The sequence below is a fragment of the Hydrosulfovibrio ferrireducens genome, assembly GCF_046883345.1.
Taxonomy (GTDB): Bacteria; Desulfobacterota; Desulfobulbia; order Desulfobulbales; family Desulfurivibrionaceae; genus Thiovibrio; species Thiovibrio ferrireducens.
Window position 1 is genome coordinate 1 of sequence record NZ_JALKCW010000011.1, and the last position, 14,073, is coordinate 14,073.

13 protein-coding genes are annotated in these 14,073 nt (G+C 51.0%); 3 read left to right on the forward strand and 10 right to left on the reverse strand.

Annotated elements, in window-relative coordinates:
- Window positions 1–61 precede the first annotated feature (61 nt).
- The 3 genes from MWR57_RS04620 to MWR57_RS04630 all read left to right on the forward strand — a co-directional run bounded on the left by MWR57_RS04620 (window position 62) and on the right by MWR57_RS04630 (window position 3,300).
- Window positions 62–1,105, forward strand: a complete 1,044-nt coding sequence (locus tag MWR57_RS04620; RefSeq protein ID WP_423123622.1) for an IS481 family transposase — start codon at window positions 62–64, stop codon at window positions 1,103–1,105.
- Between the two features lie 272 nt (window positions 1,106–1,377).
- Window positions 1,378–2,340, forward strand: a complete 963-nt coding sequence (locus MWR57_RS04625; protein WP_423123623.1) for a glycosyltransferase family 10 domain-containing protein — start codon at window positions 1,378–1,380, stop codon at window positions 2,338–2,340.
- Window positions 2,341–2,343: 3 nt separating this feature from the next.
- Window positions 2,344–3,300 carry a glycosyltransferase family 2 protein gene (locus MWR57_RS04630; protein WP_423123624.1) on the forward strand — a complete coding sequence of 319 codons (957 nt, stop codon included), beginning with the start codon at window positions 2,344–2,346 and terminating at the stop codon, window positions 3,298–3,300.
- On the opposite strand, the gene MWR57_RS04635 is transcribed toward MWR57_RS04630, so the two are convergent.
- From MWR57_RS04635 to MWR57_RS04680, 10 genes are all read right to left on the reverse strand, one after another.
- Entirely contained in the window at window positions 3,285–4,280 is a 996-nt protein-coding gene (locus tag MWR57_RS04635) for a class I SAM-dependent methyltransferase (protein ID WP_423123625.1), read from the reverse strand. The genes MWR57_RS04630 and MWR57_RS04635 overlap by 16 nt on opposite strands.
- Window positions 4,281–4,310: 30 nt before the next feature.
- The gene (locus tag MWR57_RS04640; RefSeq protein WP_423123626.1) at window positions 4,311–5,075 is read right to left on the reverse strand and encodes a TylF/MycF/NovP-related O-methyltransferase; all 765 of its coding nucleotides are present in this window, start codon (window positions 5,073–5,075) and stop codon (window positions 4,311–4,313) included.
- Window positions 5,076–5,084: 9 nt separating this feature from the next.
- A complete protein-coding gene (locus tag MWR57_RS04645; protein ID WP_423123627.1) occupies window positions 5,085–5,921 on the reverse strand; it encodes an alpha-1,2-fucosyltransferase in 837 nt (278 codons plus the stop codon).
- Window positions 5,922–5,956: 35 nt separating this feature from the next.
- Window positions 5,957–6,826, reverse strand: a complete 870-nt coding sequence (locus tag MWR57_RS04650; protein ID WP_423123628.1) for a glycosyltransferase family 2 protein — start codon at window positions 6,824–6,826, stop codon at window positions 5,957–5,959.
- Window positions 6,823–8,556: a lipid A export permease/ATP-binding protein MsbA gene (msbA, locus tag MWR57_RS04655; protein WP_423123629.1), complete on the reverse strand. Its 1,734-nt coding sequence runs from the start codon at window positions 8,554–8,556 to the stop codon at window positions 6,823–6,825. Before msbA ends, MWR57_RS04650 begins: the two co-directional genes overlap by 4 nt.
- A 27-nt stretch (window positions 8,557–8,583) precedes the next feature.
- Window positions 8,584–9,615 carry a UDP-glucose 4-epimerase GalE gene (galE, locus tag MWR57_RS04660; RefSeq protein ID WP_423123630.1) on the reverse strand — a complete coding sequence of 344 codons (1,032 nt, stop codon included), beginning with the start codon at window positions 9,613–9,615 and terminating at the stop codon, window positions 8,584–8,586.
- 180 nt (window positions 9,616–9,795) lie between these two features.
- On the reverse strand, window positions 9,796–10,725 hold the full coding sequence (cysK, locus tag MWR57_RS04665; RefSeq protein ID WP_423123631.1) for a cysteine synthase A: 930 nt from the start codon (window positions 10,723–10,725) through the stop codon (window positions 9,796–9,798).
- 97 nt (window positions 10,726–10,822) lie between these two features.
- On the reverse strand, window positions 10,823–11,200 hold the full coding sequence (locus MWR57_RS04670; protein ID WP_423123632.1) for a helix-turn-helix domain-containing protein: 378 nt from the start codon (window positions 11,198–11,200) through the stop codon (window positions 10,823–10,825).
- A 165-nt stretch (window positions 11,201–11,365) separates the two neighbouring features.
- Window positions 11,366–12,325: an HDOD domain-containing protein gene (locus tag MWR57_RS04675; RefSeq protein WP_423123633.1), complete on the reverse strand. Its 960-nt coding sequence runs from the start codon at window positions 12,323–12,325 to the stop codon at window positions 11,366–11,368.
- A gap of 148 nt (window positions 12,326–12,473) precedes the next feature.
- Entirely contained in the window at window positions 12,474–13,997 is a 1,524-nt protein-coding gene (locus tag MWR57_RS04680; protein ID WP_423123634.1) for a YifB family Mg chelatase-like AAA ATPase, read from the reverse strand.
- Window positions 13,998–14,073 lie beyond the last annotated feature (76 nt).

The window sequence follows — 14,073 nt, forward strand, 5'->3', positions numbered from 1 at the left end:
CCCTTGGTTGGGGTAAAGATGGAGTTGCGAAGCTTCATCAACCTCAAGACAGGAGAGCATCATGACCACCAAACACAAAGTAGCACGAAGGAAGCTCAGTTTGCTAGAACTCGCTTCGGAATTAAACAACGTCAGCAAGGCCTGCCAGGTTATGGGCTATTCTCGGCAGCAGTTTTACGAGATTCGCCGCAACTTCCAGACCTATGGAGCCCAAGGCCTGTTGGATCGACTCCCCGGCCCCAAGGGACCGCACCCCAATCGAGTCAGCGAGGAGATCGAAAAGGTCATCCTGGAATACAGCCTGCATCAGCCAACCCACGGCCCGGTGCGGGTCGCTCAACAACTTGTCCTGCAAAACTTCCAGGTCAGTGCCGGTGGAGTCCGGGGTGTGTGGAGTCGCCACAATCTTCAGAGTCGACACGACCGGCTTTTGCGCCTCGAAAAAACAGTTCGTGAGCAGAAACTGGATCTCAGCGACACCCAAGTTCGCCTGCTGGAACGGTTCAGCCCGGAATTTCGGGAGAGGCACATCGAAACCAGGCACACCGGCGATCTCGTAGCGGTGGACACCTTTTTCGTCGGTGTTCTCAAGGGTGTTGGCCGGGTATATCTCCAGTCTGTCATCGATTGCCATTCCCGGTATGCCTGGGGCCGTCTTTACACCTCCAAGCTGCCGGTGACGGCAGTGCATGTGCTCAACGAAGCGGTGCTGCCGTTTTTCGAGCAACACGAAGCCCGGATCACCACTATTCTCTCCGACAACGGGCGGGAATTTTGCGGCCGACCGGATCGTCATCCGTACGAGCTGTTCTTGCAGCTTGAGGGGATCGAACATCGCACCACCAGAGTACGGCGGCCGCAAAGCAACGGCTTTGTCGAACGGTTGCACCGCACCCTGCTTGATGAGCATTTCCGCTTACAAGGCCGCAAGAAGTGGTATGAAACCGTGGAGCAAATGCAAGTAGACCTTGATGCTTACCTCAAATCCTACAACACGGAACGTACCCACCAGGGGCGCAATATGAACGGTCGGACTCCATACCGGGCTTTTACTGACGAGTTGCCAAAGAACGACGTAAAGGCAAATACAAAAAAAGCGGCGTAATACATCACCCCGCCAAGGGTGGCAGTGTCAGGTGAATACTATCTCTGTACATCCCTTCAAATACCACCCAGTAATCACACGTTTTTTTCTGTGTGATCCAGAATAAACTGGTAATTGCCCCAAATGCCCCCCTGGTGAGGAGTCTGTCTTGCTATTGGCCAATTCGGATATGTGAGCTTTATTTTTAGCATGATTTTTGTGGTTCGCGTCCAGAATGTAAATATTCTGAGAATATTCGAGAATAACTTAATAGGGAATTATATACGATCCGTATGATTATTGTGAAATTATCAACCCCTCTGTTTGAGGTGCCGCAAGAGGTGTTGGCTAATATTTTAAAGCAGACTCCCTCGTGCCTCGGAAGGTGGGAGGGGATTCAATTTTATGCAAATACCGATATCGAGTCATGCGATTTTTATATCGTATTTGAGGGTTTGGAAAAAAAAGAAAAAATACTATGTCCTCCTCAAAACACGGTTTTTGTGGCGGCTGAACCATCCTCACTGAAGCGCTATGGTGAGTCATTTCTTGCGCAATTCGCAACAATAATTATCTGCCAACGCGGAATGAAACATGGCAATAAATATTATAACCAGCCAGGCCACACCTGGTTTACCAAGAAAAACTATGATGAGTTGATGCGGACGGCATCCGTGCAAAAAAATAAATTGTTGTCAATCGTAACCAGTAATAAGCAGGGGAGTGAAGGGCACAAAAAAAGATATGAGTTTTGTCTGAAGCTCAAGGAGTATTTCGGCGATTCAGCGGATTTGTATGGCCGGGGGATAAGTGAGTTTGAAGATAAATGGGATGTCCTGGCTCCCTATAAATATTCTGTCGCCATAGAAAACTACATTGAGCCGGATTGGGTAACGGAAAAAATCGGAGATTGTTTTTTGGCGCATACTTTTCCTTTCTATTACGGAGCGCCAAATATATCGAAATATTATAGGGAAGAAAGTTTCGTAAATATTGATATAGATAATTTTGAATTGTCGTCTAGAAAGATTGAAGAAGTTGTTGCGGATAAATTTCATTATGAAAATAATTTGCCTGCTTTAATTGATTCAAAAACAAGATATCTGAATAATGTCAGCCTTGTCCCCATGCTGCATAATTTTATTATGGGTGGGATTTGCAAGGGAAAACAACACAAAGAACAGATGGTTTTTTATCCGGAAAAGAGCAAGGCTTTTTTGTTCTTTAAAAAGATGTTCAAGCACGGGAGTAATTGAGCCGTGAATCCCAAGGTGTCAATCTGTATTCCTGCTTACAAGCAGCCTGATTCCATTTTGAGAACATTGGAATCGATAAAGAGGCAGGATTTTTTGGATTTTGAGGTTGTGGTGAGCGATGACACCCCAGATGAATCCGTATACAGAGCGTGTGAGAGATTTCGCACATGTTTCCCGATACAATATCTGAAAAATGACAAGAGTCTTGGTTCTCCAGGAAACTGGAATAAGGCCGTTGATGCGGCATCGGGAAAATATATCAAGATCATGCATCATGATGATTATTTTTCGGATAACGCCAGTTTGGGAGCCTTTGTCGCTTTGCTTGATGACCATCCTGGGGCAGGTTTTGCCTTTAGCGGTTCGAACAATGTTGACCAGAACGGGCAGCTTCGTTTTGTGCATTCTGCCAAAAAAAAACAGGTGGAAACGCTGCGCCGCAATCAAAATGTGTTGTTCTTCGGGAATTTTATCGGGGCGCCAAGCGCAACGATTTACAGGAAGGATTTAGGAGTTCGGTTTGACGAAAATTTGAAATGGGTCGTTGATCTGGATTTTTATTATTCAATAGTAAGATTGAACAGCCATTTTTGTTATACGGAAAAGCCTCTGGTGTCGGTCTGTATTGGTGGAGATGACCGGGTGACATCTGCCTGTGAAAATAATAAATGTGTAGAGATTTATGAATGGTTCTATTTCTATAAAAAATTACGCAATATCGATTCTTCTTGTTTTTGTTATTTTAATTTTTTTTGGAACTTGTTGAAAAAATATAAAATTTATTCGTCTCAGGAGATCTTCGCCTGCGGCGTCAATTTTCAGGTGCCGGGATATGTGGAGCATATCTTGTCTTGTCTTGGTGTTTTTAGACGGATTGCAGACGTTAAAGTTGTGAATCCGGTATTGCGCGTTATGTGTTTTTGGTGCTGGGTGTTCCGGGAGCGTTATTTGCTTAAATAAAAACAAGCTTGGTCTCCATTGTGCTCGTTGTTCAACTTTTTGGCTAATTCCCTGTATTCTATAATTTTTTCTTTGGTGAAGATATTTTTCTCTGGGGAATTGGTAAAGGATCGACTCGCATTCAGGGGTATATCCTGTTTGTATTGCTCGCTTCCTAAAAATTGAAATTCGTTGGAATCGTACACAATTTTGGTAATCCGCAATCCTGCTTTGTCCGCCAATAAAGACATGCTTTTTTGGGTATGCAAGAAAAAATGCCTCGGCGCATCCAACTGCACCCAGTGCTCGCCGTATGTTCTCCAAGCATAACTATCACACAGCGGGATTCGCAGCAGGATGCGCCCGTTGTCCGCAAGGGCTTCTTTAATCTGCGCCAATAAGGCAAGCGGATTTGCTGCATGTTCGAAAGAATGGTGCATCATAATACAGTCAAATTGTGACTGTAATCCGGCAATATCGCATTTGTGAATTGTTACATTGTTTCCGTGGTGGATATTTTGGGCGATGAAGGGGTCCACTCCGGTAAGATTTGTAAAGCCCTCTTTATGCATGCTGAGAAGAAGATCCCCTGAACCACACCCCACATCAAGAATTTTCGAAGTTGTGGTTAGGTTTAACCCCTTGAGCCACTCGAAATATTGAGGAGGTTTGTAAATCTTCGTTAATATTTTGTTTATAAAATTGCTTTTCCCAAGACAGTATTGTAGCCGTTGTTTTTTTAGAAACTTTTTCAGGGGAGAAGTTTTTTTATTCTTCTGCGATTGCAGCGAGTAGTAAGTGTCCGGATAGTACCGAGCCATATCCTCAGGGATGTTTGTAATCTGCAGGCAACCGCAATTGGCACATGCGAAATACTCGAATTCATCTCTGGTGCCGAGCATCATTTCTCTGAAAACGTAATTTTTGTTGCCCGAGGTGTTTTGGCAGATTCCGCAGATGTTCATAGGTGAATTCACGTCGGTGGTGTCCAATGTTTTCAATACATTCCAGAGATTTTTAATCCGCAGTACTTATAGCGGTTTAATCAATAGTCCCTGCCCTGAAGGCAGAGAGACGATCCGTGAATTTTTTGTTTCAACGGCATCGTCTAAGGCTGTTTTTTGTGACCCATGCCCAGCGTAAGCGTAATCATCGAGTAAGACAAAAGCCCCGGGAGACAACTTCTCCCAGAAAAAATTTAAGGACGCTACTTCAGGCGGTGAACAGTTCATATCCAAATGCAAATAGGCGATCCTATCTGTTTTTACGGAGGTGAGTGTCTCTGGGATTGATCCTTGAATGATCTGAACATGTTTCCATTGAGAAAAATTGGCTTGAACAGATTCGGCTTGATCTGCATAAAAACCGTTTTCCAGAGCTCTTTTGTTTTTTTCCAATGCCCCTGTCTGGATATCAAGTTCAGAGAGATAACGATCATCCAACCCGCAAAATGTATCAAGCAGATAGAATGTTTTGCCCATTGCGTCCCAGTCAAGATATTCCATGATTGCAGAGCTTAGGAAGCCACGATTTACTCCGCACTCAACGAAATCTCCGGCAAGTTTGCTTGCCGAGTAAGCGGCCCACAATCCGATATGAACGCGCCAGTGCCAGAGGTAATCGTTCCCGGCCGCGACTATCCCTCGTTGGTATGCTTTTACAAAAGACGGGTCGGTCATAAAATCATGATTATGAATACTTCTTAAACCGTCTTGATCATAAATTTCTTTTGATTTTTCCTGGATGGTATACCCAAATGGTTCAATAATTTTATTAAAAGTTGTTCGGAAGCTCATGGATTACCTTTATAGCCTCTGCCAAGTTGCAGGGATTAAATCTTTAGTATTAAAGTCTTTTTCTTTAAACCATCTTTCGGGGGACAAAACCAATTTGTCCGGATATCGGTTCAACCACGCTCCCCACCAAGAAAAGCTGCTATTGGCAATGATATGATGTTTGCACTGACTCATCAGGCGCAAATCTTCGTAATTTTTTTTTGGGCCGTTATGGTTGATGAATGTGACTGGGTGTGTGATTCTTAAATTTTTCTCCGCCCAGTCAGGGTCATCGCTGAAGATGAAAAAATAAGGGTGATGGATTGTGTGGGAGAGATGTTCGATACAGCGCGCATAATAGTCAAGATCGCATGTGCCGTGAATTGTATTGGTTTTTTCGTCGGTCACATAATCCCCGCGGCGGACATGCAGGCTTATTGATTCACAGGAAGCCATTTGTTGTGCCAGTGCCAAATTTTTGCCTGTTTGTGGCAATGTTACCGTAAATTCATTTCTGATAATCCCCGAGATGTCTGAAAAATATTTTTCGCTTTGCCAGTAGCCGTCCAGGTATACGGAATCGTGCATGGTGAGTATTGCCGGGTCGAAATGATACTGGCTTTCCCGGATATGGGTTATTCCTAATTTGTTTGGAAATCCCAAAAGTTTCTTGATTTTCTTTTGCAAAGAGCGTGTGTCGGGTTCTTTGAAAAGTTGGATCTCTTCTTGGGTTGCGATGGCTTCTTGTATGTTGAACGCGGACAAGCCGTAGTCGTGCAGAGTATAATTTTTAAAATCTGATATATCCAGTTTCAACACGGTGTTGTGGATTGCGGCAAGTCGCCTGCCTGCCGCATATTGGAACATCTGGTTCCCGAGCCCGCCCATTATTCTGACGATAATCATTGTGCTGGAGCAACAATCGATTTGAGTTTTTCGGATACTGTTTTGCGGAATCTGTCCAAAAGATGAGGGCCGGCACGGTAGAAATCCCTTTCGGCCCGGCAGAGATCCGCATAGTCTTTTTTGGCCGGATCGGCAAGAGGGCTTGGGGTGCCGGGCGTGCCTTGCAGGGCTGCGGAATAGATGCCTGCTCTGAGCTGGTACTTTGCGGCGCGGTCCATTTTTTTTACATAGTACGTGGAAGCGGTTTCGCGATAGATCAGTAGAGGGTCTGCCAACATCCAAGCCTCGCCCAGGGCGCCGAGGCGAAGCCATAATTCATAATCCTCCCCGACCGGGGGAGCAAGGCCTTCATTGAATGTCCCTGCCTGGAGGAGGCTTCTTCGTCTGGTCATGACCGAGGAGATAATGAATATGTTTTCCTGCACCAGCTTCTCGTAGGGAATCAGGCCAAAGGAGATTTTCTGGTGGTAAACGGGAGCGTCTTCTTTGGAGCCGATTCCCTCCCAGCGGAAGGCGTTGGTGCCGAGGAGAACGCACGCCGTGTTGCGCTCAAGAAATTCCACCTGCCGTGCCAGCTTTTCAGGAAGCCAAAGATCATCGTCATCGAGAAAGGCGACAAACCGGGCAGTGCCTTGACCAATGGCGCGATTTCTTGGGGCGGACGGATAGCCGGCATGCCGGCCCGGTAAATGAATAAAACGGTTGTCTGCCAGAAAGGGCTTGACCGCCTCCCTGGTCTCCTGGCTTTCCCCATCTTCCGCAATCCAGCAGAGCCAGTCCGTATACGTCTGGCTCTGAACGCTTTTCAGTGTTTCTGGCAAGAGGGCAGCCCGGTTGTAGGTGGGGATGATAATGTCGACGGTCATTGTTCAACGAATTGCATGGTGTAGAGCATATGGTATACGCCGTTTTTGGCAAGGAGTGTATCGTGGGTGCCCTCTTCCGCAATCAACCCATCCTTGATGACGATGATCCGGTCTGCTTTTTTGATGGTGGAAAGCCGATGCGCTATGATGAAGGTGGTTCTGCCTTTCATCAGGTTTTCCAAGGCTTTTTGCACCTCGCGTTCAGATTCGGCATCAAGGGCTGAGGTCGCTTCGTCCAGAATGAGGATAGGCGCGTCCTTTGCCAGAGCCCTGGCGATGGAGATGCGTTGCTGCTGTCCCCCGGAAAGTCTTGCCCCGGACTCGCCGATTATTGTTTCAAATCCCTCGGGCAATTCGTTGATAAAATCCAGGGCGTGCGCAGCCCGGGCAACGGCGGCCAACTCTTCTTCGGATTTTTCCAGATCGCCGTAGGCGATATTGTTCCGGACCGTGTCATTAAAAAGAATGGTCTGCTGGGTTACCATGGCGACTTGGCTACGCAGGGATTTCAAGGTTACCTCGCGAATGTCCCGGCCGTCAATGGAGATGTTGCCCCTGGTAACATCAAGGAAGCGGGGGATGAGATTGGCAAGGGTGGTCTTGCCTCCGCCGCTGGTGCCGACCAGGGCAATAACCTCGCCAGGGGTTACAGTAAGGTTGATCCCTTTGAGGATTTCAGTAACGCCATCGTAGCTGAAATGGACATCCTTGAAAACAATCTCTTTTTGCACCGGCGGGAGTTCAACGGCTCCTGGCTTGTCGGCGATTTCCGGTTTGATGTCGAGCACGCTGAACACGCGGGTGGCGGCGGCAAGGCCATGCTGGATGGGGTTGTTGACCTTGCTTATGTTTTTGATCGGTTCATAGATCATGATCAGCGCCGTGAGAAACGAAAAAAAAGTGCCGGGCGTTGAGTGGCCGTTAAGAACCTGATTGCCGCCATACCACATGATCAGGGCGATGCCGACTCCACCCAACAGCTCCATCAGCGGGTGATTCAGGCTTTTCAACTGCACATCTTTCATGGTGATGCGGAAGAGCTTTCCCGCTCTTTCCGAAAAACGTTTGGACTCATATTCCTCCATGCCGAAAGCCTTGACGATCCGGTTGCCCTGGATGGTTTCCTGGAGGATGTTGGCGATGGAGGCGGTGGTGCGTTGGCCGCTGAAACTCAGTTCTCGGAATTTTTTGCCAAATCGATAAATAGGCACGCTGGCAAGGGGGAGGAAAATAAGAGACATCAGGGCAAGTTTCCAGTCTTGGTAAAAAATGACGGTCAGCAGGCCGAGAGCCTGGAAGAGGTCCTTCAGGGTTCCGACAAGGGCGGAAGATACGGCGCCCTGCATGAGCGTGACATCCGAAATAATCCTTGAGATAAGCTCTCCGGTTGGGGTTTTGGTAAAAAAGGAGAGGGGAAGATTCTGAATGTGGTCATAGAGCTTTTTGCGAAGATCAAGAATGATCCCCTGGCCAACTCTTTCCATGAAATATGAATAGCCATAATAAAATACCCCTTTGACCAGAAAAAGCAGCATAAGGGCGAGGGGCAGCAGGTTGAGCATCAACCGGTCTTTCTTGAAGAAGATTTCGTCGAGAAGCGGTTTGACCATATAGGCTTGCAGGGCGCTCAGGCCGGCAACGATGATCATGCTGATCATGGCCAGGATAAGCCGGTTCCGATAGGGTTTGATGGTCTGAAGGATGCGGAAGATAATCGTCTTGTCAGGCATGTTTGTGTGGTTGTGTCCTTGGGTTGTTCAGTTTCCGCAGGGGGAATTCTTTTCCCAGTGAAAAGCGGTGGCGCAAATGGTCTCCAGGTCTTGGTGGCTCGGCTTCCAAGGAAAAAGAGTTCTGATTTTGTCGGTATTCGCCACCAGTGCGGGAGGGTCACCATCCCGCCGACCAGCGGAAACAATCTCGAAATCAACCTTGCTTACCCGGCGCACGGTTTCAAGAACCTCCTTGACGCTGAAACCATATCCATACCCGCAATTCAGGGTTTCCGAGGAGCCCCCTTCAAGGAGATGCGCCAAAGCGAGAAGGTGGGCTGCGGCCAAATCCTCGACGTGGATATAATCGCGAACGCAGGTGCCGTCCGGGGTCGGGTAATCGGTTCCGTAAATAGCGACTTTTTCTCTTTTTCCGCAGGCAGCCTGACAGGCAATATGGATGAGGTGCGTTGCCTCGGGGGTGGCTTCGCCCAGCACCCCATCCAAACTTGCCCCGGCGACGTTGAAGTACCGCAACGCGACGTAACGGAAGGCGTCTTTCGGAGAGGCCGCAGCAGAGCTGTTCGCCGCATCTTCCAGCATCCATTCCGTCATCAGTTTTGAACGCCCGTAAGGATTTATGGGAGAGACACGCGTTGTTTCCCGGATCGGGCCATCTTCGGGAACGCCATATACTGCAGCGGATGAGGAAAAGATGAAGTGCTGTACCCCTGTTTGCAGGCAGGCGGCAATAAGGTTCCTGGAGCCGCTGGTGTTGTTGCCGTAATATTTCAAGGGGTCGGTGACTGATTCCGAAACAACGATATGTCCGGCAAAATGGATCACGGCCTCAATCCGGTGCTGGCGAATTACCTGGCACATCAGCGCAAAATCTCCGGCATCGCCTTCGACCAAATGTGCCTGCGCTGGAACAGCCCAACGGTTTCCGGAGTAGAAATTGTCAACCACCACCACGTTGCAGCCGGCATTGACAAGCTGCCGACTCGTATGGGAACCGATATAGCCGGCTCCTCCGGTGACGAGGACATTCCGGGCGGGTAAGAGATTTTGGGTGTTCATGGAGATCTTTTCACGGGGAAGACGGGGTTCCTGCTCGTATTTTCAGAGAAGATCGTGGATTGCTGGCCATCTTCCGGGCATTATGGGGCAGCGGGGACGGTGTTACAAATAATCGCAATTACTATATGATCCTCCGCGGTTTGTCAAACAAATGTTGGCACATGTCGACGGGGGCTGAGGTCAAAGAGTTGTGACCAGTTCGGTGCTCAAGTACCTCTCTCCGGTGTCGCAGAGCGGGAACACGATCTGCTTGCCTCGGTTTTCCGGGCGGGAAGCGATCTGTATGGCGGCCCAGGCGTTGGCGCCCGAGGAAATCCCGCAGAGGATGCCCTCTTCCTTGGCGATTCTGCGGGCGGTTTCCATGGCCTGGTCGTTGGTCACCGTGATGATTTCGTCGATGATCTCCCGGTTGAGGATCTTGGGGACAAAGCCCGCGCCGATGCCTTGAATCTTGTGGGGACCAGGTTTGCCGCCGGATAAAACCGGGGATGCGGAAGGCTCCACCGCCACCACATGCAGGGAGGGATTCTTCGTCTTGAGCACCTCGCCCACTCCGGTGATGGTGCCGCCGGTGCCCACCCCGGCCACAAAAATATCGATGCGGCCATCGGTGTCTTCCCATATCTCCTTGGCCGTGGTTTGGCGATGGATCTCCGGGTTGGCCGGATTGGTAAATTGATTGGGCATGAAGCTGTCCGGAGTTTTGGCGAGGAGTTCTTCCGCCCTGGCTATTGCTCCCCTCATGCCTTCGCTGCCCGGGGTAAGCACCAGTTCGGCGCCCAGGTGCTTGAGCAGTGTTCGCCGTTCCAGGCTCATGGTTTCCGGCATGGTCAGGACAAGCCGGTATTTTCTGGCGGCGCAGACAAAAGCCAGGGCGATGCCGGTATTGCCGCTGGTTGGCTCTATAATGGTGGTTGTCGGCTTCAACAGACCCTGTTCTTCGGCGGCCTTGATCATGGCCAGGCCGATGCGGTCCTTGACGCTCCCCAGCGGGTTTTGGAATTCCAGCTTGGCAAGCAACCGAGCCTCTATCCCCGCGCCGAGGCGAGACAAGGTGAGCATGGGGGTGTTGCCGATGATGGCGGTGATGTCAGGGGAAATTCGCGGCATTGGGAGCGCCTCCTGAGATGAATGGGGGAAAGGGGTTTGTCCTGTTGCGTTGCCGGCAGAGTCGGGAAGGGTTGTGTATCCCTTCTGGCCGGGGGGCTTAGAGAAAAGGGGTGAGCACTTGGCAATCCCGGCAGATATTCATTTTTCCTTTCCAGTTTTTTTGGGCCTTGCACTCGCAAATGGTGCCGTTGATGAACCAGCATAATTCTCCGGCTTGAAATTCCCAGGCCGGACATTGCTTACGCCTCTCCGCTGGGCAGTTTTTCACCTCCCAGCAAGGAGAAGGGCCGCTTTTGTCTTTTTGTTGCTGGCGGGAGAGCAGGAAATAAACCTGCCGTTCGACGTGGGGGGGAACGGAGCGCCAGCCCTGTTCGTAGCCTTGGATCGCCTTTATGGACGAGCCAAGGAGTTCGGCAAGCTGTTTTTGGGTCTTGCCCAGTTTCTTGCGCGCCAACAAAAAACTCTGTTTGTCCATCGGCTGCTCCTGGCAGAAAAAATCAATACGGCTGCGTTGCGCTCGTATGCTATAAGTACCACATGGTGGCAGTTGGTTGTCAAGGGAAGAATACACGGAGTATTGCTGGTGCGCCCGGGGGCAATGCCGGTTCCGCGAAAGGGTTTCCGGTCCTGGGGGTTGCCTTTAATTCACGCGGATCCAGCGCCCGGAAGAGTCTTTGGAGACGGTAACCTGGCTGGAACGGCCTTTCTGGATCTTATCCAGGCCGTCGCGCATGGCTCGTGAGTAGTTTTCACAGACAGCGAGGCTTCTGTCCACAAGCGTGAGGGCCTCCTCCTGACCGATTTCGAACATGCCACCGAATTTGTAAATGAGGTCGGCAAGCTCGAGTTTGGTGCCGTTGAAAAAAGCCGAGGTCAGCGTGTTGCTGAACACAACAAGGTTTTGGAGAAAAAGGAAAGAGTCTTTGCTTTTTTCGGGGTTGGGCGGGCTTGTGTCCATGCAATCGACAATGCGTTTGGAAAAATTCCAAAACGTCGAGATTTCCCGGCCAATCTGGCTGTAGGTCAGGCCTTTGAGCACAAGACGGTTGGAGTGCTCCTCCGAGTAGCCCTTTTGCATCTCTTGCTCAATGGCCTGGTATTGAGCAGGCAGGTACACCAGGACAACAAGCTTCCCCAGCTTGTGCAACAGGCTGCAAACGTAGGCCTCTTCCGGAGAGATACGGTTTTTTTTAAGTTCACAGTAGATTCTGCTCTGGGTGGCGCTGATAAGGGACATGGTGAAAATCCCGGCGATTTCATCTTTCTCCGTGCCGGTGCGGATGAATTCCTCAAACAATGCCATGGCGGCGGCTATCTGACGCAGGGTGTCAAAGCCGACCACGGTTATGGCCCGCGATATGGTGCTGACCGGGGTGCCGCGGGAATAGTAGGCGGAGTTCACCACCTGGAGAATCCTGGTGGTGAGGGAATAATCCTTGAGGATGGTGTCGGCCACATCCTGAGCCGTGGCCCGGCTGCTGCCCAGCAACGAGATGAGTTCCGTCACATGGTCGGACATGGCCGGCAAGGAGTCCATGTTGGCCAAGGAAAAGATTTCCAGCAATTTTTGACGGGTCTGATTTTCCGGTGTTTCTGTCATGTGCATTCGGCGCTGGCTTGAAGAACGTGAACTATTTCACCCCAAATATTACTGTGCTCACCCTAAAATGTTTTCTTCCCTTTCGCAAGTCTCTTGAGGGTTTCCCCGTTCCGGTTAGGTTGTCCCGGCAGGGGGTGGAGTTTTGCTGTTATTGATTTGGCAGGCGGCGGTATTGGATGGCTTCGGCAAGATGGCTTGCCTGGATGTGTGGGCTTTCCTCCAGGTCGGCAATGGTTCTGGCGATCTTCAGGATGCGGTGATACGCCCTGGCGGAAAGGCCGAGCCGGGTTGTGGCCTGCACCAGCAGCTTTTGGCCGTTGTGATCGAGGGAACAATACCGCTTGAGATCAACCGGGCCCATCTGACTGTTGAAATACACCGCGGTCCTCTCGGCAAACCGTGACTGCTGGATGCCATGGGCCTTGCTTACCCTGGCCTTGATCGCCGCCGAGGTCTCACCTGCTTGCAAAGCCGTGAGTTCATGTACCTTGACGGCAGGCACCTCCAAGTGGATATCTATCCGGTCCAGCAGAGGGCCGGAGAGTTTTCCCCGGTAGCGCTGGATTTGCGGGGGCGTGCAGAGGCACTCCTTGTCCGAGCCCAGGAAGCTGCAGGGGCAGGGGTTCATCGCCGAAACCAGCATGAAGTCCGCGGGAAAGCGGAGCGACTGCGAGGCCCGGGCAATGGTGACCTGGCCGTCTTCCAGGGGCTGCCGCAAAACCTCCAGGACATTGCGCTTGAATTCCGGCAATTCATCAAGGAAAAGCACGCCGTTGTGGGCAAGGGAGACCTCGCCGGGCCTGGGGATTTGCCCGCCTCCGATGAGCCCGGCATCGGAAATGGTATGGTGCGGGGCGCGGAAGGGCCTGGTGGTAATCAGGCTTTTCTCCTTGGGGATGAGCCCCATGGTGGAATAGATTTTCGTGGTTTCCAGGGCCTCGGCAAAGGAGAGATCGGGCAGGATGGAGGGAAGCCTGCGGGCCAGCATGGTCTTCCCGGACCCGGGCGGGCCGGAGAGCAGAATGTTGTGCCTTCCCGCCGCGGCAACCTCCAGCGCCCGTTTCACATGGGCGTGTCCCTTGACCTCGGAAAAGTCATTTTCCGGAGTGCCTGCTTGGCGGAACAGATCGGCGTGGCATATGGTTATCGGGGAGAGTTCTTTCTTTCCGGCCAGGAGTTCCACCGCTTCATGCAGGGCGGCCGCGCCCACCGTGGAGATTCCATCCACCACTCCCCCTTCCGCGCCGTTGGCCTCGGGCACCAGATAGTGGGCCAAACCCGCGTTTCGAGCCGCCAGGGCAATGGGCAGGATGCCCGGAGTGGGGCGCAATCCGCCATCCAGGGAAAGCTCCCCGGTGACGCAGGTTCGGGCGAGTATTTCCGTGTTGATCAGTCCGGCGGAGGCGAGGATTCCCAGGGCGATGGGCAGGTCAAAACCGGTGCCTGATTTCTTGAGATCGGCCGGGGCCAGGTTTACGGTGATGCGCCGGTTGGGAAAATCATAACCGCTGTTTTTGATGGCCGCCTTGACCCGATCCTTGCTTTCCCGTACCGCGCCTTCGGCAAGGCCGACAATGGTGAAGGTCGGCAATCCCATGGCGATATCAACCTCTACGTCAACGAGATGTCCGTCAACGCCCAACACTGTTCCGCTGATAACCTTGGCAAGCATGGCTGGCTCCGGGCAGTCTGTTCTGGGTGCAGGGCAGTTCTGCCCGGGCCGTAGTCTTCCGGCTGGTGGATTGAAA

Excerpts from the sequence above, each read along its gene's own strand:
- MWR57_RS04620 (WP_423123622.1), top strand. The coding sequence starts at position 62 with ATGACCACCAAACACAAAGTAGCACGAAGGAAGCTCAGTTTGCTAGAA.
- MWR57_RS04625 (WP_423123623.1), top strand. The coding sequence starts at position 1,378 with ATGATTATTGTGAAATTATCAACCCCTCTGTTTGAGGTGCCGCAAGAG.
- MWR57_RS04640 (WP_423123626.1), bottom strand. The coding sequence starts at position 5,075 with ATGAGCTTCCGAACAACTTTTAATAAAATTATTGAACCATTTGGGTAT.
- MWR57_RS04645 (WP_423123627.1), bottom strand. The coding sequence starts at position 5,921 with ATGTTCCAATATGCGGCAGGCAGGCGACTTGCCGCAATCCACAACACC.
- MWR57_RS04650 (WP_423123628.1), bottom strand. The coding sequence starts at position 6,826 with ATGACCGTCGACATTATCATCCCCACCTACAACCGGGCTGCCCTCTTG.
- msbA (WP_423123629.1), bottom strand. The coding sequence starts at position 8,556 with ATGCCTGACAAGACGATTATCTTCCGCATCCTTCAGACCATCAAACCC.
- galE (WP_423123630.1), bottom strand. The coding sequence starts at position 9,615 with ATGAACACCCAAAATCTCTTACCCGCCCGGAATGTCCTCGTCACCGGA.
- cysK (WP_423123631.1), bottom strand. The coding sequence starts at position 10,725 with ATGCCGCGAATTTCCCCTGACATCACCGCCATCATCGGCAACACCCCC.
- MWR57_RS04670 (WP_423123632.1), bottom strand. The coding sequence starts at position 11,200 with ATGGACAAACAGAGTTTTTTGTTGGCGCGCAAGAAACTGGGCAAGACC.
- MWR57_RS04675 (WP_423123633.1), bottom strand. The coding sequence starts at position 12,325 with ATGACAGAAACACCGGAAAATCAGACCCGTCAAAAATTGCTGGAAATC.
- MWR57_RS04680 (WP_423123634.1), bottom strand. The coding sequence starts at position 13,997 with ATGCTTGCCAAGGTTATCAGCGGAACAGTGTTGGGCGTTGACGGACAT.